The sequence below is a fragment of the Vibrio sp. CAU 1672 genome (assembly GCF_029223195.1).
Classification (GTDB): Bacteria; Pseudomonadota; Gammaproteobacteria; order Enterobacterales; family Vibrionaceae; genus Vibrio.
In genome coordinates, this window is the sequence record NZ_JARHUF010000006.1 from 184,726 (window position 1) to 202,521 (window position 17,796).

General features: G+C 48.0%; 17 protein-coding genes and 1 tRNA gene. 17 read left to right on the forward strand and 1 reads right to left on the reverse strand.

The window, feature by feature from the left end; genetic code table 11:
* Positions 1-458 precede the first annotated feature (458 nt).
* From cydA to P2G85_RS08340, 13 genes are all read left to right on the forward strand, one after another.
* Positions 459-2,045 carry a cytochrome ubiquinol oxidase subunit I gene (cydA, locus tag P2G85_RS08280; protein ID WP_275863620.1) on the forward strand — a complete coding sequence of 529 codons (1,587 nt, stop codon included), beginning with the start codon at positions 459-461 and terminating at the stop codon, positions 2,043-2,045.
* A gap of 17 nt (positions 2,046-2,062) precedes the next feature.
* Positions 2,063-3,199: a cytochrome d ubiquinol oxidase subunit II gene (gene cydB, locus P2G85_RS08285; RefSeq protein WP_275863621.1), complete on the forward strand. Its 1,137-nt coding sequence runs from the start codon at positions 2,063-2,065 to the stop codon at positions 3,197-3,199.
* 12 nt (positions 3,200-3,211) lie between these two features.
* Positions 3,212-3,319 (forward strand): cytochrome bd-I oxidase subunit CydX, encoded by a 108-nt coding sequence (cydX, locus tag P2G85_RS08290; RefSeq protein ID WP_000270284.1) that lies wholly within the window; start codon positions 3,212-3,214, stop codon positions 3,317-3,319.
* Positions 3,312-3,611 (forward strand): cyd operon protein YbgE, encoded by a 300-nt coding sequence (gene ybgE, locus P2G85_RS08295; protein ID WP_275863622.1) that lies wholly within the window; start codon positions 3,312-3,314, stop codon positions 3,609-3,611. The genes cydX and ybgE overlap by 8 nt, the downstream gene beginning before the upstream one ends.
* Before the next feature lie 172 nt (positions 3,612-3,783).
* A complete protein-coding gene (gene ybgC / locus P2G85_RS08300; RefSeq protein ID WP_275863623.1) occupies positions 3,784-4,203 on the forward strand; it encodes a tol-pal system-associated acyl-CoA thioesterase in 420 nt (139 codons plus the stop codon).
* Entirely contained in the window at positions 4,193-4,891 is a 699-nt protein-coding gene (gene tolQ, locus P2G85_RS08305) for a protein TolQ (protein ID WP_275863624.1), read from the forward strand. Before ybgC ends, tolQ begins: the two co-directional genes overlap by 11 nt.
* Positions 4,892-4,894: 3 nt before the next feature.
* Positions 4,895-5,335, forward strand: coding sequence for an ExbD/TolR family protein (locus tag P2G85_RS08310; protein ID WP_275863625.1), 441 nt, complete (start codon positions 4,895-4,897; stop codon positions 5,333-5,335).
* Positions 5,336-5,348: 13 nt separating this feature from the next.
* Positions 5,349-6,416, forward strand: a complete 1,068-nt coding sequence (gene tolA / locus P2G85_RS08315; RefSeq protein WP_275863626.1) for a cell envelope integrity protein TolA — start codon at positions 5,349-5,351, stop codon at positions 6,414-6,416.
* A 13-nt stretch (positions 6,417-6,429) separates the two neighbouring features.
* On the forward strand, positions 6,430-7,782 hold the full coding sequence (gene tolB, locus P2G85_RS08320; RefSeq protein WP_275863627.1) for a Tol-Pal system beta propeller repeat protein TolB: 1,353 nt from the start codon (positions 6,430-6,432) through the stop codon (positions 7,780-7,782).
* 30 nt (positions 7,783-7,812) lie between these two features.
* Entirely contained in the window at positions 7,813-8,334 is a 522-nt protein-coding gene (gene pal, locus P2G85_RS08325) for a peptidoglycan-associated lipoprotein Pal (protein WP_275863628.1), read from the forward strand.
* Positions 8,335-8,349: 15 nt separating this feature from the next.
* Complete coding sequence (gene ybgF, locus P2G85_RS08330) at positions 8,350-9,111, forward strand: tol-pal system protein YbgF (RefSeq protein ID WP_275863629.1); 762 nt, start codon at positions 8,350-8,352, stop codon at positions 9,109-9,111.
* 204 nt (positions 9,112-9,315) lie between these two features.
* Positions 9,316-10,377 carry a quinolinate synthase NadA gene (nadA, locus tag P2G85_RS08335; protein WP_275863630.1) on the forward strand — a complete coding sequence of 354 codons (1,062 nt, stop codon included), beginning with the start codon at positions 9,316-9,318 and terminating at the stop codon, positions 10,375-10,377.
* A 135-nt stretch (positions 10,378-10,512) separates the two neighbouring features.
* A complete protein-coding gene (locus P2G85_RS08340) occupies positions 10,513-11,565 on the forward strand; it encodes an ion channel (protein WP_275863631.1) in 1,053 nt (350 codons plus the stop codon).
* Positions 11,566-11,691: 126 nt separating this feature from the next.
* On the opposite strand, the gene P2G85_RS08345 is transcribed toward P2G85_RS08340, so the two are convergent.
* The gene (locus tag P2G85_RS08345; RefSeq protein ID WP_275863632.1) at positions 11,692-12,303 is read right to left on the reverse strand and encodes a YecA family protein; all 612 of its coding nucleotides are present in this window, start codon (positions 12,301-12,303) and stop codon (positions 11,692-11,694) included.
* A gap of 53 nt (positions 12,304-12,356) precedes the next feature.
* On the opposite strand from P2G85_RS08345, the gene P2G85_RS08350 reads away from it, so the two are divergent.
* The 4 genes from P2G85_RS08350 (at position 12,357) to dptF (ending at position 17,795) form a co-directional block, all read left to right on the forward strand.
* Positions 12,357-14,771: a hybrid sensor histidine kinase/response regulator gene (locus tag P2G85_RS08350; RefSeq protein WP_275863633.1), complete on the forward strand. Its 2,415-nt coding sequence runs from the start codon at positions 12,357-12,359 to the stop codon at positions 14,769-14,771.
* Positions 14,772-15,180: 409 nt separating this feature from the next.
* Complete coding sequence (locus tag P2G85_RS08355) at positions 15,181-15,630, forward strand: L-alanine exporter AlaE (RefSeq protein WP_275863634.1); 450 nt, start codon at positions 15,181-15,183, stop codon at positions 15,628-15,630.
* Positions 15,631-15,774: 144 nt separating this feature from the next.
* A tRNA-Ser gene (locus P2G85_RS08360) sits at positions 15,775-15,862 on the forward strand.
* Positions 15,863-16,199: 337 nt separating this feature from the next.
* On the forward strand, positions 16,200-17,795 hold the full coding sequence (gene dptF, locus P2G85_RS08365; RefSeq protein ID WP_275863635.1) for a DNA phosphorothioation-dependent restriction protein DptF: 1,596 nt from the start codon (positions 16,200-16,202) through the stop codon (positions 17,793-17,795).
* The last annotated feature ends 1 nt before the right edge of the window (position 17,796 follow it).

Here is a 17,796-nt window from a genome sequence, read left to right on the forward strand (position 1 = left end):
TCCATTGCTGAGCGCCGGGCGCTCAGCCTTTCACCAATGTTGACCTGCTTCTCATTTATTGGATTTCTTCTCTCAGCCGTAGGGTTAAAAATAAACACTATTTGTTACCCGGGTGTTTTACTAAGGCGGTTTGCATTCTCCCCTGATTACCTTGCATTAACATTCTGCTGTGTTCTTGCTTGATTTGGATCAATGTGACGATTTTCTATTCAACTTCAGTGCGCAAAGTTTGATGTATGTCAAAGCGCTTTCTCGCCATAAACCTTTTGAAACAAGTTGTTTTTACAAGTAATATTAGCCCTAGCTATATTAGCTGATGCTTAACAATTAACTAACCAATAAAGCACATTTTTGCAACAACAAGCTGTTGTTGGTCAACATTTTCTAATGATGGTTAACAGTTGTTCGTAGATTGCAATATGTAGAGAGTGTCATTCAGCCGACACATAGGAGTTATCATGATTGATGTTGTTGATCTATCGCGGTTGCAGTTTGCACTGACTGCGATGTATCACTTCCTATTCGTACCATTGACCCTTGGTATGGCTTTCTTACTGGCCATTATGGAGTCAATGTATGTAATGACGAATAAGCAGATCTATAAGGACATGACCAAGTTCTGGGGTAAGCTGTTCGGTATTAACTTTGCACTTGGTGTGGCCACCGGCCTTACCATGGAGTTCCAGTTTGGTACAAACTGGTCTTACTATTCCCACTATGTAGGTGACATTTTTGGTGCCCCTCTTGCTATTGAAGCACTGGTAGCCTTCTTCCTTGAGTCAACCTTTGTAGGCCTGTTCTTCTTTGGCTGGGATCGCCTGTCAAAACGTCAACACTTAGCCGTAACCTGGTTGGTCGCACTGGGGTCGAACTTTTCTGCGCTGTGGATCCTGGTCGCGAACGGCTGGATGCAAAACCCAGTTGGTGCGGAGTTTAATTTCGAAACCATGCGAATGGAAATGGTCAGCTTTGCGGAAGTGGTGCTCAACCCGGTCGCTCAGGTTAAATTTGTCCATACAGTCGCATCTGGCTATACCACCGGCGCGATGTTTATTTTAGGCATCAGTTCTTACTACCTGTTAAAAGGTCGTGACATCGCATTCGCTCGTCGTTCATTTGCTATCGCCGCCTCTTTCGGTATGGCTTCAATTTTGTCAGTTATCGTTTTGGGTGATGAATCCGGCTATGAGTTGGGTGAAGTGCAGAAAGTCAAGCTGGCAGCAGTAGAAGCAGAATGGCACACCGAGCCGGCACCTGCTGCGTTCACACTGTTTGGCCTGCCAAACCAGGAAACCATGCATACCGACTACGCGATCAAGATCCCTTATGTCATGGGTATCATCGCGACTCGTTCATTTGACGAGGAGGTGACAGGCCTGCGCGATCTGCGTGATGAGCATGTTGAACGTATCCGCACCGGTATGTATGCCTACGAGCTGCTTGAAAAGCTTCGCGCCGGTGATAAATCGGCAGAAAACATTGCCGCCTTTGATGAGGTAAAAGGCGATTTGGGTTACGGCCTGCTGCTTAAGCGTTACACCGACAATGTTGTTGATGCCAGCGAAGAGCAAATTCAAGCCGCGGCGGATGATTCAATCCCGACGGTATGGCCGCTGTTCTGGTCATTCCGCATTATGGTTGCCTGTGGCTTCGCAATGCTGTTTGTCTTTGGTGCGGCATTTATCCAAACCTGTCGTCAGAAGATTGAACAGAAGCCATGGATCTTGAAAGCCGCATTGTTCAGCATTCCATTACCATGGATCGCGGTAGAAGCGGGCTGGTTTGTTGCCGAGTACGGACGTCAGCCGTGGGCGGTTGGTGAAATCCTACCGGTAAACGTGGCAGCATCGGCACTCTCTGCCGCTGAAATCTGGACTTCGCTATTTGCAATCCTGGCGCTCTACACGGTATTCCTGATCGCTGAAGTTTACCTGATGGTGAAATTCGCGCGTAAAGGCCCGAGCAGCCTGAAAACTGGCCGCTACCACTTTGAGCAAAACGCTGACACTGTTGCAGACAAAGTTAGCCGCCAAGTAGAAGCGTAAGACAAGGAGATAACAAAATGTTTGATTACGAAATCTTGCGATTCATCTGGTGGGTACTGATCGGTGTACTACTAGTTGGTTTTGCAATCACTGATGGTTTCGATATGGGTGTGGGCGCGCTTGTACCTGTTATCGGCAAAAACGATACGCAACGCCGCGTTATGATCAACTCCATTGCGCCGCACTGGGATGGTAACCAGGTTTGGTTAATCACTGCGGGTGGTGCACTGTTCGCGGCCTGGCCTTTGGTTTATGCGACATCGTTCTCGGGTTTCTATCTGGCGATGATCGTGACGCTGGCGGCACTTTGGTTACGTCCGATTGGTCTGGATTACCGTTCAAAGATCGAAGACCCGAAATGGCGTAATACCTGGGATATCTGCATCTCAATCAGCGGCTTTGTTCCACCAGTTATCTTTGGTGTGGCGTTTGGCAACCTGCTGCAAGGGGTACCATTCCAGTTGAATGATTTCCTGATGCCGACCTACCACGGTTCATTCTTCGGTCTGCTTAATCCGTTTGCACTGCTGTGTGGTCTGGTAAGCCTGTTCATGATCCTGATGCAGGGCGCGACCTGGCTACAAATGAAAACCACCGGCGATGTTCATACCCGAGCGCGTAACGTTGCGCAGCTAACGGGGCTGCTGACGGTGGCAGCATTTGTCGCGGCGGGCTTCTGGGTGCAGAGCATTGAAGGCTATGTGATCGTCGGTAGCATCGACACCGCGGCGGCTTCCAACCCTCTGAACAAAGAGGTGATTCGTGAAGCGGGCGCGTGGATGCAGAACTTCGAAACCTATCCACTGCTTTGGGCCGCTCCGGTACTGGGTGTTGCGATGCCGCTTCTTGCGGTACTGGCTTCTCGTCTGGAGAAAGGTGCGGTTGCATTCCTGGCCTCAAGTTTGGGCAATGCGGGCGTGATCTTTACCGCTGGCTTTGCGATGTTCCCGTTCATCATGCCGTCCGATTTGATGCCAAATCACAGCCTGACCATGTGGGATGCGACGTCGTCAGAACTGACCCTGAACCTGATGACGGCGGTGGCCTTTGTTATGGTGCCAATCATCCTGGGTTACACAACGTGGACTTACTACAAGATGTTTGGCCGCCTTGACGAGCAGTTCATTGAAGACAACAAAAACTCACTTTACTAAGGAGCATTTACTATGTGGTATTTCGCATGGATTCTAGGTGTACTACTTGCTTGTGCATTCGGTATCATCAACGCTCTTTGGCTAGAGCATTCAGAAATGATGGATAAAGACAGTGAGTGATCTCGCTGACAAGGTAGCCCGGCTACACGCACCAATGGACAAGACTCTGCTCAGAGTCCTGTCCCTTATCCTTGGCTTTATGCATGTGGGATTGGTGATGTGGGATCCCGAAGCTTACCACCAGGCGATTGGTGGCTTTAACGCGGTGATCGCTCCGGCACTGATTTGGGCGGTATGCTCAAGCATGGTGTATGGGGTGGGTTTCAAACCGAGAAAATGGATCTGGCAGTTGCTGTTCAGTCCCTATTTCGCGCTGACTATCTTGCTTTATTTATCGGTGCTTTATTTCTGATTGACTGCGGTTAGAAATAAACTCGATTAGGAAATAATCAAATACAAGCCAGGCCATCAAGCCTGGCTTTATTTTTTCCACAAAAATCAAAAAATTCTGCTTACTTCGGTACCAATTACGGTGACATAAGTTATAGTAATCGCTTTAAAGAATTGAAAGTATTGGTACTCCCGTGCACGGAACTACAGATCCCTTCCGCTGGCCGATCACTGTGTATTATGAAGACACAGATGCAGGCGGCGTTGTCTATCACTCAAATTATCTCAAATTCTTTGAACGAGCACGTACGGAAATGCTGCGCAGCAAAGGCGTTTCCCAACAAACATTGCTGGAACAAAATATTGGCTTCGTTGTCCGACATATGGATATCAATTTTAATCAAGGTGCAAAACTGGACGAGCATTTGACCGTACTGAGTCATGTGTCAGAAATTAAACGTGCTTCCTTGCAATTCTGTCAAAAGTTAGTCAATGATGATGGCAAGATATTGTGTGAGGCAAGGGTTAAGGTAGCATGTATTGATAACCACAAAATGAAGCCAATCGCCATTCCATCTTTTATTCATTCGGAGCTAACAAGTAGTGACTGCTGATATTTCCATTCTTGATCTTTTTCTTCAGGCCAGTCTGTTGGTAAAACTCGTGATGTTGACCTTGCTCGGCATGTCAATCGCGTCATGGGCCATGATCATCAAGCGCAGTAAAGTGCTGTCGCTGGCATCTAAAGATGCAGAAGTATTTGAAGATAAGTTTTGGTCGGGGACCGACTTGTCTCAGCTATACCAAAAAGTAAAAGTACGCAAAGATGAGATCGCCGGTACAGAAGAGATTTTCTATGCCGGGTTTACAGAATTTGCTCGTCTGCGCAAAAGTAACGCCAACTCGCCCGCTTACATTATGGAAGGCACGGGTCGCGCCATGCGGGTTGCGGTAGCCCGCGAGGTGGACGAGCTGGAGACCAGCCTGCCTTTCCTTGCCACGGTGGGGTCTATCAGCCCATATATTGGTCTGTTTGGTACCGTGTGGGGGATTATGCATGCCTTTATCGCCCTGGGTGAAGTGAAGCAGGCCACACTTTCAATGGTTGCGCCAGGCATTGCCGAGGCGTTGATCGCGACAGCAATGGGCCTGTTTGCTGCGATTCCGGCTGTCATGGCGTACAACCGCCTGAGTAATAAGGTGAGTAAGCTTGAGCATGGCTACGCGACGTTCTCAGAAGAATTCCACAGCATTTTGCACCGTCAGGCAATGGCTGGCCGAGACAGCGCGGATAAGGAATAAACCATGGCGGGTTACCAACCTAAAAAGCGCAAGATGACCGCAGAGATCAACGTTGTGCCTTACATCGACGTTATGCTGGTTTTGCTGATCATCTTTATGGCAACCGCACCGTTTGTTACCCAAGGGGTAGACGTTGAGTTGCCGAAAACATCGACAGCCCAGTCTATGCAAGATCTGGCCGGTGATACGCAGAGCAGCTTTATCATTATCGAAATCGATCGCGACGGGAATTTAGGCCTGAGCGTTAACGATGAAGAGGTACAGCGTGGTATTGCGTTACAAGATCTGATCGTACGCGTGAAAGCAGAGCTATCGGTTAACCCTGATTCACCCGTCGCCGTTGGTGGCGATGCTGCCACACCATATGCAGATGTGGTCCTATTACTTGATGAATTGAGTCGAGCCGGTATCCCGAAAGTCGGGCTGCTGACCGACCTCATATAGACGTCCAGCGTTTATGAAAGACAGAAAAAACAAATCCGGACAATATGCCAAACCGATAGCGATATCGGTTGGTTTGCATGCCTTGTTGATCGCGGCGCTATTGTGGGGGACAGACTTTAACATGTCTAAACCTGAGCCGATCGGGCAAATGGTGCAAGCGGTAGTGATTGATCCTAAGTTGGTGCAGCAGCAGGCCCGGGAGATCCGCCAGCAGCGGGAAAAGGCCGCCAAGAAAGAACAGGCTCGTCTGGACAAACTGCGCCGTGAAGCCGAGCAGTTGGAGAAAAACCGCAAAGCGGAAGAAGAGCAGATTCGCAAACTGAAAGCGCAGCAGGCAAAAGACGCACAGGCGGCGCGCGAAGCGGAAATCGCCCGCAAGAAGAAAGAGCAGGAACGCAAAGCGGAAGAAGAGCGGGCCCGTAAAGAAAGGCAGCGCGCAGTTAAACTTGAGCAAGAGCGTAAAGCCAAAGAAGAGGCGGTACGTAAAGCCGAGCAACAGCGTTTAGCTAAAGAAGCAGCAATTGCCAAAGCCGAGCAGGAGCGGGTCGAGCGGGAAAAAGCCGCTAAAGAAGCGGAAGAAAAAGCCCGCCGTCAACGTGAAGCGGCCGCAAAAGCAGAGCAGGAGCGGATTGCCAAAGAGAAGGCTGCCAAAGAAGCGGCAGAGAAAGCACGCAAAGAACAACAGCGTTTGCAACGTTTAGAGCGTGAACGCAAAGAGCAGGAAGCGGCACTGGACAACATCTTTTCCGGGCTTGAAAGCGAAGCGAGTCAAAACAGTGCCGCCCGTAACCGGTTTATCGATGACGAACTGTCGCGTATGTCATCCATCTATACTCAGAAAATCCAGCAAAGGCTGATTAAGGATGACTACCTGTTGGGAAAGGAGTGCCGGGTTAAAATCAAGCTGATCCCAACCGGGACAGATATGATGGTTGCCGGTGTCAGTGTGTTAGCTGGTGACAAGAGAGTTTGTGCTGCAGCGAAAAGTGCGATTGCCCAAGTCGGGACGTTCCCGCAATCTTCAGAGGCTGCGGTCAATGAAAGACTGAAAGATATCAACTTAACAGTTGCTTTGGACTAAAAAGGATTAAGACGTGATTAAACGCCTGTTACTAGGAATGTTTGTACTGCTCGGCAGTATAAACAATGTGGCCCATGCTGCATTAGAGCTGGTCATTACCGATGGTATTGATTCAGCACGTCCCATTGCTGTCGTTCCCTTTCAATGGAAAGGCAGTCAGCCGCTGCCGACAGATGTCTCTGCGGTAATCGCTTCAGATTTACAGCGCAGCGGTAAGTTCAGCCCGGTGCCGACCAGTAAAATGCCGCAGACCCCGTTTAGCGAATCAGAGATCGACTTTGATGCGTGGACGAACTTGGGGGTAGATTCTCTGTTAACCGGGTCGATTGCACAAAATGAACAAGGCAATTATGTAATTAACTACCAGTTGGTTGACGTTGTTCGTGGTCAGTTAACGGGTGGGCAGAGTAAAGCGTTAGGCAGTGATGGCGAGCTGGTGCTGTCGAAAGACCATGTACTGTTTAACAAAGTGGCCACCGTTACCCAGCCGCGTATGCGTGAATATGCCCACCGCATTTCGGATCTGGTCTATGAACAGCTGACCGGCGAGCGCGGAGCATTCATGACCCGCATTGCTTATGTGGTCGTCAACGACAAAGACCGCTACCCATACCAGTTGCGTGTGGCCGATTATGATGGCTATAACGAAAAACTGGTATTACAGTCGAAACAACCATTGATGTCTCCGGCGTGGTCACCGGATGGTGAAAAGCTGGCGTATGTCAGCTTCCAGAATGGCCAGGCTGAAATCTACATTATGAATATCTACACCGGGGAGCGCGAAAAAGTCACGTCATACCCCCGTCATAATGGTGCGCCAAGATTTTCACCGGACGGTAATACGCTCGCGTTAGTGCTGTCGAAAACCGGTTCGTTACACGTTTACACACTAGATTTGAAAACCCGCAAACTGACGCAGATTACGCGTGGCAGATCAAATAATACAGAACCGTTCTGGCATCCTGATGGAAAATCAATGATTTTCACTTCGGATCGGGGTGGTAAACCACAGATTTATAGAGTAAATTTGGGCGACGGTTCGATTAACCGCCTTACATGGCAGGGCAGACAGAACTTGGGCGGGCAAATCACGCCGGATGGTCGATTCCTGGTGATGGTGAACCGTACAGGCTCGGGTTTTAATCTGGCCAAACAAGATCTGGAAACAGGGGCGTTGCAGGTGTTGACTAAGACACTGCTGGATGAATCCCCGAGTATTGCCCCAAATGGTGGCATGGTTATATATAGTTCGATTTACAACAAGAAAAACGTCCTGTCGATGGTGTCAATTGACGGTCGATTTAAAGCTAGATTACCGGCAACAAATGGGCGCGTTCGTGCTCCCGCATGGTCACCGTTTTTGTAGCAATAAGTTTGATAAACAAAGGAAAATAAAATGCAACTTAACAAGGTTCTAAAAGGGCTACTGATCGCGCTTCCTGTGATGGCTGTGACAGCATGTAGTTCAAGCGATGACGCCGCTTCAAACACTGGTAGCGAAACAACAAACCAAGCTGCTGAAACGACAGTTGTTACACCAATCGATCAAAGTGGTCAGCTAACAGAGCAAGAGCTTAAAGAACAAGCGCTGCGTGAAACGCAAACTATCTACTTTGCTTTCGATAACTCAACAATTGCGGGTGACTACGAAGACATGCTGGCAGCTCACGCGGCATACCTGAGTAAAAATCCGGCGCTGAAAGTAACGATCGAAGGCCACGCAGACGAGCGCGGTACGCCTGAGTACAACATCGCTCTGGGCGAGCGTCGTGCTGAAGCGGTTTCTAAATACCTGCAAGCGCTGGGTGTTCAGGCAGACCAAATTGCTATCGTGAGCTACGGTGAAGAGAAGCCTCTTCTGCTGGGTCAGTCAGAAGACGTTTACGCGAAGAACCGCCGTGCGGTTTTGGTATACTAATTCGAGGTAATCCTCATGTTCAGTAACACTAAGCGCGCTGTTACGCTTACGTTGCTGGCAAGTGCGGCGAACATTGCGTTCGCTGCACCAGCCCCAGTATCTGATCTCAACAGCAGTACTTCTTCTGTTTCGCAAACGCGAACCTCGCCAGAAACCGACATTGAGCGCCTGGAACGTATGTTGCAGAACCGCAATCGCGTTCAGCTGCAAATGCAGCAGCAGATCGATCAAATGTCGCTGGAAATCAATGAACTTCGTGGCCAGTTGGAGCGCAACAGCTACGAAATGCAGCAGATGTTAAAACGCCAGCGTGAACTGTTTGTCGAGCTGGATCGTGTACGCGGAGAAATCAAAGCGGCACCAGTTAAGGAAGCACAACCAGAGCAACCGGTCGGCAAATTCAGCACCAATGTTGATGAGCAGACAGCGTATCAAAACGCGGTCGATCTGATCCTTAAGCAGCGCGATTATACCGGCGCGATCGATGCGTTCCTGCAATTCCAGAAGGACTTCCCGGACTCTACTTACTCTGCGAACTCGCATTACTGGCTGGGCCAGTTGTATTTCGCTAAGAAGCAGGATAAAGAGGCGGTGAAGAGTTTTGCCGCGGTAGTGGCATACGAAAAGTCCAACAAGCGAGCCGATGCTTTGGTGAAGCTGGGCGATATTGCCGCACGTAATGACAACGCAGAGCAAGCGAAAAAGTACTATCAGCAAGTGGTAGATGAATACCCGGGTAGTGCCTCGGCCAAAGTGGCCAACTCTAAGCTTAAGTAAACGCTTGATTAAATAAGTCCGCGTTTTATAAAAAAGGAGCATTATGCTCCTTTTTTCTTTGCTGCCCGGAGTGGCGGTTATCAGCACATGGTTTGCAGCAAATCCGTACGGCCAGACTGCCAGAATTTCTCCAACTGGGTTGGTTTTTAAAATGTAACAAGGTTACAATACCCGGATTAAAGGAAGTTGCGTAGAGCAAGAGCAATGAGCCATATACTAGATAAAATCGATACTGTTTACCCATTCCCTCCCAAGCCAGTCCCGTTAACTCAGGAAGAGAAAGACACTTACACAGCAAGTATTAAAAAGTTGCTGAAAGAGAAAGATGCGGTACTGATCGCGCACTATTATACGGATCCGGAAATTCAGGCACTCGCTGAAGAAACCGGTGGCTTTGTGGGTGATTCGCTGGAGATGGCGAAATTCGGTAACCGTCACCCCGCCAGTACGCTGATCATTGCCGGTGTGCGTTTTATGGGCGAATCAGCCAAGATCCTTACACCGGAAAAGCATATTCTGATGCCGACGCTTGAAGCGGAGTGTTCGCTCGATCTGGGCTGCCCGGTTGATAAGTTCACCGAGTTTTGCGATGCGCACCCGGACCATACCGTGGTGGTGTATGCTAATACATCTGCGGCAGTGAAGGCGCGTGCCGACTGGGTGGTCACGTCCAGTATTGCACTTGAAATCGTCGAGCATCTGGATGCTGAAGGTAAGTCGATTATCTGGGGGCCGGATCGCCACCTGGGATCTTACATCGCCAAACAGACCGGAGCCGATATGCTGCTGTGGCAGGGTGAATGTGTGGTTCATGATGAGTTCTCTGCTGATGCATTGAGAAAAATGAAAGCGGTTTACCCGGATGCGGCAATTCTGGTGCACCCTGAGTCACCGGCCAGCGTGGTAGAACTGGCGGATGCGGTTGGTTCAACCAGTCAGTTGATTAAAGCAGCAAAAGCCCTGCCTCAGCAGAAAATGATTGTCGCGACTGATAAGGGCATCTTCTTCAAAATGCAGCAGTTGGTGCCGGAAAAAGAGTTGATTGAAGCGCCAACGGCCGGAGCGGGTGCGACGTGTCGTAGCTGTGCCCATTGCCCCTGGATGGCGATGAACGGTTTGAAAGCCATTGAGGCTGCGCTGCGTGAAGGCGGCGAAAAGCATGAGATCTTTGTGGATGAAGAAGTGCGAGTGAAGTCGCTGATCCCACTCAACCGCATGCTCGATTTTGCTGAACAACTCAATATGCAAGTGAAAGGCAACGCCTAACCAGCCTGCCGCGCTCAGACAAGGCCAAATGCCTCTCAAAAACCAGCCGAATAGGGCTGGTTTTTTTATTTCTTACAATCAGTGAGTTAGTATTATCGTCATGTTAACGATTTGAAATAGAGTAGGCGGGGAGTTATGGCGGTTTGGCTGATGGTCAAAAAGTGGCTAAGTGCACACCTGTTTAAGGTGAGCAGCCGAAGCTTGCTCATTATGAGCACTTGTTACCTGCTGCTCTCCTGGCTGTTGTTAAATGCCGCGGGAGAACAGGCGCTGACCGGGGATGTGTCTACCTTCATTTATTACTTAATGGTGACAGCAAGTACTGTGGGCTACGGCGATCTCTCTCCGGTGACCACAGTGGGAAAGTGGGTCGTGGTACTGTTTATCATTCCCGGCGGATTGAGTTTATTTGCCGCTTTATTAGGGCGCGTTGCCAGCAACGTGATTGAATATTGGCGTGCCGGCGTGTTAGGAAAACGGAGATTGAAAGTGGAAGATCACATTGTATTGCTAGGCTGGAATGGCGCGCGCACCATGCACCTGATCCGTATGTTGCAGCATGAAGAGGCAGGCAAGCGACCGATTGTACTTTGCAGCCGATCGGATATTGAAAATCCCTTGCCGGGTGAGATTGGTTTTATTCGTGTCACCAGTTATACCGACGCGCAGGAGATGAAAAATGCCAACGTCAGCCGGGCCAGCTGTATTATTGTCGATAATCTTTCCGATGACATTACGTTATCTGCCGCCTTGTATTGTGCCTCGCTGAATCCAGATGCTCATTTGCTGGCGTATTTTAAAGATGAAGCACTGGGACGTTTATTAAGCCAACATTGTCCGAAAGCCGAGTGCATTCCGGCCGTCGGGGCAGAAATGCTGGCTAAGGCGGCGGTGGATCCCGGCTCCAGTGCATTGCATCAGGAGCTGCTCGCATCAACACGGGGCATGACTCAATACTCGGTGGTTTATCCGCAGGACGCAGCTAAAACCAAGGTAGCGGTGATTTTTGGCTATATTAAAAAACAGCATCAGGCAACGCTGATAGCGTTTGATACCGGGAGTGGTATTGAGCTAAACCCTGAGCTCAGTGCCCAGGTCCCCCCGGGCACTAAGTTGTTTTATATTGCCGATGAACGCGTTGAGGACTTCGCCTGGTCGCGGATGCTGGATGAGATAAGTGGTGGTTAAGTAAGAGGGAGAGCGCTGCGAAAATCAACCTTGGCTTGAAGCCGGCAAATCGCTTAATCTATCAGTTTGAATTCACTCGTGGTGATAAACCGGGCAATAGTGCCGCCAGAAGGCGGCATTCGTGGATCACTCTTCCGCTGCCAGCTCCACACCCCGCTGGGTCAGGCCGCACAGCATCATTGGCATGGCGTTGAAGATCTCTTCGAACTGTTCCAGGCCTTCCATGCCCTGCTCGGCGAGGGTGGCGATGGTGGTTTCAGGATCATACAGCATAGTCAGAGACAGTAGCACACCGCCTAACAGTGCGTTATCTTCACTATGTTCAGGCATTAAAGTTTCCCAGTCATCGCGGGCCAGTTGCCAGCCCTGCAACAAACCTTCACAGAAGTCCCGGGTTGCCTCGGAGATAATTTCTTGTTCGTCCAAGGCGCAGCCTTGTGGCCACTGCCAGGTGCCATCAAGCAGTGCGGGGCGAGTCTGGTTCCATAACTGGACGATCTCGTCAATATACAGCTCTAACTGTTCACCGTCAGAAAATGGTGCGGTCTCTTCTCCTCCCCATAGGAAAGGCAGCCATTCCTGCGGCATCAGTACGTTTGGCGCAGAGGCCATTGCAGTCACGAAGCCCTGGGTTTTGGCAAGGTTTAGCAGCTTTCCATCAAGTTCTGGAAGAGAAAGGATGTCTTGTAGTTTCAAAATCGAATACCATTTGTTCATAGGCTGGTTGGTTGTGTTCATCTTAACAATCAATTAAACAGAAATCGATATTCGGGATTGATTCGTTAAACTATATGGAAATTCGTTCTTCGCTGAGAAGAAAAAGCATAATCGCATTGGCTCTTTACCTGTGCTTTTTCATCGCTACTGTTGGGTCAGTCGTTTATCTGGTGGTTGAGCCTCCGGTAAGACAAAACGTTCAGCAAAACCTGGATTTACGCACCCAGTTACTCGCCTCGCAAATTGAACAGCCTCTGACCAGCTCGGTCGGCCTGTTGCAGAGCCTGGCAGGGCTGGGGCAAATACGGGACTCTGATGTGGTGTTAGCTAAGGCCATTCCTGAGTTGCTTTTGACCAGCAGCGACATGATTGCCAGCGGCGGATTGTGGCCCAAACCCTACCTACACAACGGGCAATGGCAATATAACAGCCTGTTCTTTAATAAGAATGAGGAAGGCGGCCTCGATCAGATCCATTCTTATAATAATCCTGAGTCAGGCGGATACGATAAGCAACAGTGGTACAGTTCAGTCGTGTCTGAACCACCCGGTACGGTCAGGTGGACTGGCGTCTATATAGACATGTTCACGAAAGTGCAGATGATCACCGCATCCACTCCGTATTTCCGCGATGGAGAGTTTGCCGGGGTAGCCGCCGTTGACCTCTCCCTTGATGCGCTGTTTCAGTTCATCCGTGAAACAACCGAACAATATTCATTGGGGACAGTGATCCGCGACGCCGACGGTAAAGTGGTGGTGGAGCATAATTTTGACCTGATGAAGGACATCTACATCAGCCAGTTGCAGTTTGGTGATTTTGACTGGCAAATGGATGTGGTGAACTCTAAGGTCAAGGTGTCTGATCAGGTCTTCGTCCAGGTGACGAGTGTCGAAGGTGGTATTATTCCCTTGCTGCTTGTGTGTGTGCTGGCCGGCTACTATCTGCTTAATCAGTATTTGATCAAACCGATCGTGTATATCGCACAGGAAATAGATGACTCAAAAACCGGCGACATTATCGATATCAACTATCCGAGCCGGGATGAAATCGGCCATTTGATTGCCAAGTTTAATGAAAAAACCGTGTATCTCGAAAAAGAACGCGTCAAGGCGCAGGCTTCAACCAACGCGAAAACAGCCTTCCTCGCAACGTTGTCGCATGAAATTCGTACGCCGATGAACGGGGTATTGGGAACGGCGCAGATCCTACTTAAAAGTCAGTTAACCCAGGAGCAGCGCAAGCATTTGCTAACCCTGTACGAGTCTGGTGATCATATGATGACCTTGCTCAACGAGATCCTGGATTACTCCAAGATAGAGCAGGGCCACATTGAACTGGAAAATGCCCCATTTGCCTTTGATAGTATTCTTGGCAGTATTGATAGTGTCTATCGTACCTTGTGTGTGGAAAAAGGCCTGGAGTTCCTCATCATCTCAACCGTGCCACAAGCACGTTGGTACAACAACGATATTGCCCGATTAAGGCAGGTATTATTTAACCTGTTGAACAATGCGGTTAAGTTTACCGAGCAGGGGTATGTAGAGGTGGTGTTTAAAGAGCACCGGTATGAGGGCTCTACGCAGTTAACCATTGAAGTTAAAGATTCGGGTATCGGCATTCCGGAAGATGCATTGTCACGGATATTCCGGCCTTTTGAGCAGGCGGAATCTTCCACCACGCGGCGCTTTGGCGGCAGTGGCTTAGGGCTGGCTATCGTGAAACAGATCGCGGAGCACATGGGCGGAAGGGTAACCGTAGACAGTAAAGAGTCGATTGGGACGACATTCACGATTGAACTGGCAGTCACCCCTTGCGAGCCTGAGCTGGTTAACAGCACGTCCCAGCGAAAAAGTGATTTCTCCGGGCTGCGGGTGCTGATAGTCGAAGACAATCGTACTAATGCGATTATTATGGAAACCTTCATGCGCAATAAAGGTTTCACTTGCACGGTGGTCGAGAACGGCCAGCTGGCGGTGGAGTTAATGCAATACCGCCAGTTTGATCTGGTGTTAATGGACAACCACATGCCGGTATTAGATGGCATTGAAGCGATCAGTGCCATTCGTTCAATGCAAAACGCCAACCATTCAGTGCTGATTTTTGGCTGTACCGCCGATGTATTTAAGGAAACCCAGGAACGGATGTTAAATGCCGGGGCCAATCATATTGTTGCCAAACCCATTGTTGAGTCCGAGCTGGATGATGCGCTTCATCGATACGCTGAGGTACTCTATCAGTTTCAGCCCTACCTGACCCAAAACCGGCCAACTGAGATCACAATGGATACCTTGTTAATGACCTTCTGCATGGCGCTGGAAAGCGAGCGGCTCAGTGACGCGACCACCGCCCTGGCGGAGATCATTGCGATGCACCATCCTCGGGCAGAGGATGAATTTACTCAAGTGGCGGCGCGAATTCAGGACAGTCTGGATAAAGAACAGTCACCCATTCAACAAGACATTGATCAGCTCATAGTGCTGCTGGCCTAAGTGAATGGCGGGTTTTTCCAATACATTCCAGCCGTTATCTTTCTGATAATTTGCTTCATTCTGTTTATTTCTCTTAAATCAGCATAAGTCTACGAATTTGCCTCCTCATGCGTAGAGTTATGCTAATTTTTTTCAGAATTTCGGTATCTAAATCGTTTAAAGTAAGTAACTTACGTATTAAAGCTCCAAAATTGGGCAGTTTTCGCCACTTTTGCGCCAAAATGGTGAATTAATCTGCTTTACCTCTCAAATATGGTCATTAATTTACAACTTTACTTTAAAAATAAAACCATAAACTGCTTTTTGTGTGTTTTAATAGCGACATAATCTACCGTAATGGTTTTTGTCTGGTGGATGATGTTGTGGTTTTGCCTTTTTAGTAGTGATTGATGTTGGGAGTTTTGGGTAAATGAAGTCGCGTGGACCATTTTGTATTCGTAATGCCGCAGCGGATACTTTCGCCATGGTGGTTTTTTGTTTTATTACGGGCATGATTATCGAGATCTTGATCTCTGGTATGAGTTTTGAACAATCTCTGGCATCCCGTACCCTGTCGATCCCGGTGAATATCGCTATCGCTTGGCCTTATGGTATGTTCCGTGACTGGGTGCTGCGCCTGGGCAACAAACTGTCGACGTCTTCATTGATGAAAAATATTTCCGATCTGCTGGCTTATGTGTTGTTTCAGTCTCCGGTGTATGCCGGCATCCTGCTTGCCGTTGGTGCATCAAGCGAGCAAATCATCACCGCCGTGGCCAGTAATGCGGTAATTTCTTGCGGTATGGGGGTGTTGTACGGCTATTTTCTCGATACCTGCCGCCGCTGGTTCCGTGTGCCGGGTTACTACCAGGGCGTATAATCGCAGTTGTTTTGTTCAATTTAGTTAATTAGTGAGCAAACGAACACAAAAGGCGGTATTTTTTTATGTTTGCCCTTGACCATCAGCAACATAATCATTAAATTAGCGCCTCGTTAGCCAGTGATGCTAACCACAATCTGATTCGGTGAGTTGTCCGAGTGGCTGAAGGAGCACGCCTGGAAAGTGTGTATACGGCAACGTATCGAGAGTTCGAATCTCTCACTCACCGCCACATTCTAAAAGGTCTGATTTATCAGGCCTTTTTTCTTATCTGCGATATCTTGGAATTAGGCAAATTAATGTTTGTTCGAGTGGATATCCATATTCCCCAGCTTAACCTAAAACAAATAGCCCTCCTTTTTCCTAAGCTGTGTTAACTTCCTCATGCTTTGTAAGTCACCATATTGCTAATCAATAGCTACTGAGTAAGCTGTTTGTAGTTGCATATTAAACTCCGCTTTACAGTATAGTAAATTGTAATTTTTGAGCTGAACCTCACAAATTATGAAGGTTTGTTATTATTATGCTCAAATTAAGTCTAGAGACACAGTTATAAAAGAGAAAGCGTTTTGAACTTACAGTATGCCCTCAGCATTCTCTCTAAGTCTTCGCCCTATGCGGTCAGTACGGAAAGAGAATCAGATTTAGACGTTCTATCCCAGTATAAAGAACATATATACATTGAAACCGACATTGAAGCCGCGTTTTATCAAAAACTTACAGCTGCGCATGGCCAGCAGATCATTTTCTTATGCGGTAGTAGTGGCGATGGAAAATCAGAGATTTTGACTCGCTATAGTCAAAAGTTTAAAGCGACTCATGATTTTCATTTGGACGCAACACACAGCTTCAATCCAAGCCAGACTGCCATTGATGCGCTAGATGAACGATTCACACAGTTTAAAGGGAATGACAAGCCACTCGTGGTTGGCATTAATATTGGTATGTTGGGTAACTATGCTGAGGAAGGTGCTGACCAACATAACGATGTGAAAGTGTCGATAAAAGCTTTTCTGGAAAACAAAACGGATGACATTCCAGCAAATCACGTATTTCTAGACTTTGAGCAATACCCAAAGTTTATGTTGGGCCATGAGATGAGCACATCCGATTTTGCTGCCCAGTTTCTTGCTCGCTTAACTCAGCCGACTCTAAATAACCCTTTTTATGCACTTTACGACAGTGAAGTGAAGAAAACAGGTTTTAGCACGCTAACAGCAAACTACGCTTTACTTGGTTTAGAGTCTGTTCAAAAGAACATCATTGCTTTGTTATTAAAAGCGCGTTTGATTAAAGATCAGTTCTTAACAGCGCGAGCCCTATTGGACTTTGTTTTCCAGATCTTGGCAATGGATGGCTACCTATTTGACAACTTGTTCTCTGGGGCGGATAACGAGCTTCTTGAGCATATCCAAAGTTTTGACCCAAGCAACATTCACACTCGCAAGGTAGATGAGTTTGTATTGCAGTTCGGCTTGGGTATCGAAGATGAAGGTTTTACCCAACTTAAAGATCAAGTGAAGCCTTTAGGTGTGTTTGATGTATCTAATGCCGCTTCTTACCTGCGAATGGTTTACCTGCTAAAAGATGAAGAGCAGTTTGCTAATGACTATATCAATGAATTAAAAGCCGATTTCAATAATTCACTTGTTGATAAGTATGCAAGAACTTGGTTGCAACATCGCGAGTTTGATGGCTCAGGCAAGCAGAAAAAAGAGCTGAACAAGTTCTATAAAGATATCCTGATCTCCGCGATCCACCGTTACTGTAATCGTAACTCTCCATCACTCGATAAAGACCAGTTTTTTATCTCTGAATACAATGGATTTAAAACGGCTGCAGAGCTAGAAGTAAAAGCTGATTTTACTGCGATCAAAACCCAAGGAGTTAGCAAAATCGGCGTATTTAACGCTCATATTCGTGCAGATGACAATGTTCTATTGCCAATGCCAATCAGCATTAACTTGCTAGAGTTGCTCGAGAAAATTAATCAAGGCTACCGACCCAACAAGCACGATAAAAACGCAGTACTTTTATTAGATGAAGTGGTTGAGCAAATCATCGCTGTTGCAAAAGATAAGCATACCTTGTTTATTCTGAAAAATGACAAACGCTACAAGATCGTCAATGAAGATGATGAGTATTTCGAAGTGAGTGGTATCTAAC

Coding starts and splice junctions, on each gene's coding strand:
- cydA (WP_275863620.1), top strand. CDS start 459: ATGATTGATGTTGTTGATCTATCGCGGTTGCAGTTTGCACTGACTGCG.
- cydB (WP_275863621.1), top strand. CDS start 2,063: ATGTTTGATTACGAAATCTTGCGATTCATCTGGTGGGTACTGATCGGT.
- cydX (WP_000270284.1), top strand. CDS start 3,212: ATGTGGTATTTCGCATGGATTCTAGGTGTACTACTTGCTTGTGCATTC.
- P2G85_RS08310 (WP_275863625.1), top strand. CDS start 4,895: ATGGCGGGTTACCAACCTAAAAAGCGCAAGATGACCGCAGAGATCAAC.
- tolA (WP_275863626.1), top strand. CDS start 5,349: ATGAAAGACAGAAAAAACAAATCCGGACAATATGCCAAACCGATAGCG.
- pal (WP_275863628.1), top strand. CDS start 7,813: ATGCAACTTAACAAGGTTCTAAAAGGGCTACTGATCGCGCTTCCTGTG.
- ybgF (WP_275863629.1), top strand. CDS start 8,350: ATGTTCAGTAACACTAAGCGCGCTGTTACGCTTACGTTGCTGGCAAGT.
- nadA (WP_275863630.1), top strand. CDS start 9,316: ATGAGCCATATACTAGATAAAATCGATACTGTTTACCCATTCCCTCCC.
- P2G85_RS08340 (WP_275863631.1), top strand. CDS start 10,513: ATGGCGGTTTGGCTGATGGTCAAAAAGTGGCTAAGTGCACACCTGTTT.
- P2G85_RS08345 (WP_275863632.1), bottom strand. CDS start 12,303: ATGAACACAACCAACCAGCCTATGAACAAATGGTATTCGATTTTGAAA.
- P2G85_RS08350 (WP_275863633.1), top strand. CDS start 12,357: ATGGAAATTCGTTCTTCGCTGAGAAGAAAAAGCATAATCGCATTGGCT.
- P2G85_RS08355 (WP_275863634.1), top strand. CDS start 15,181: ATGAAGTCGCGTGGACCATTTTGTATTCGTAATGCCGCAGCGGATACT.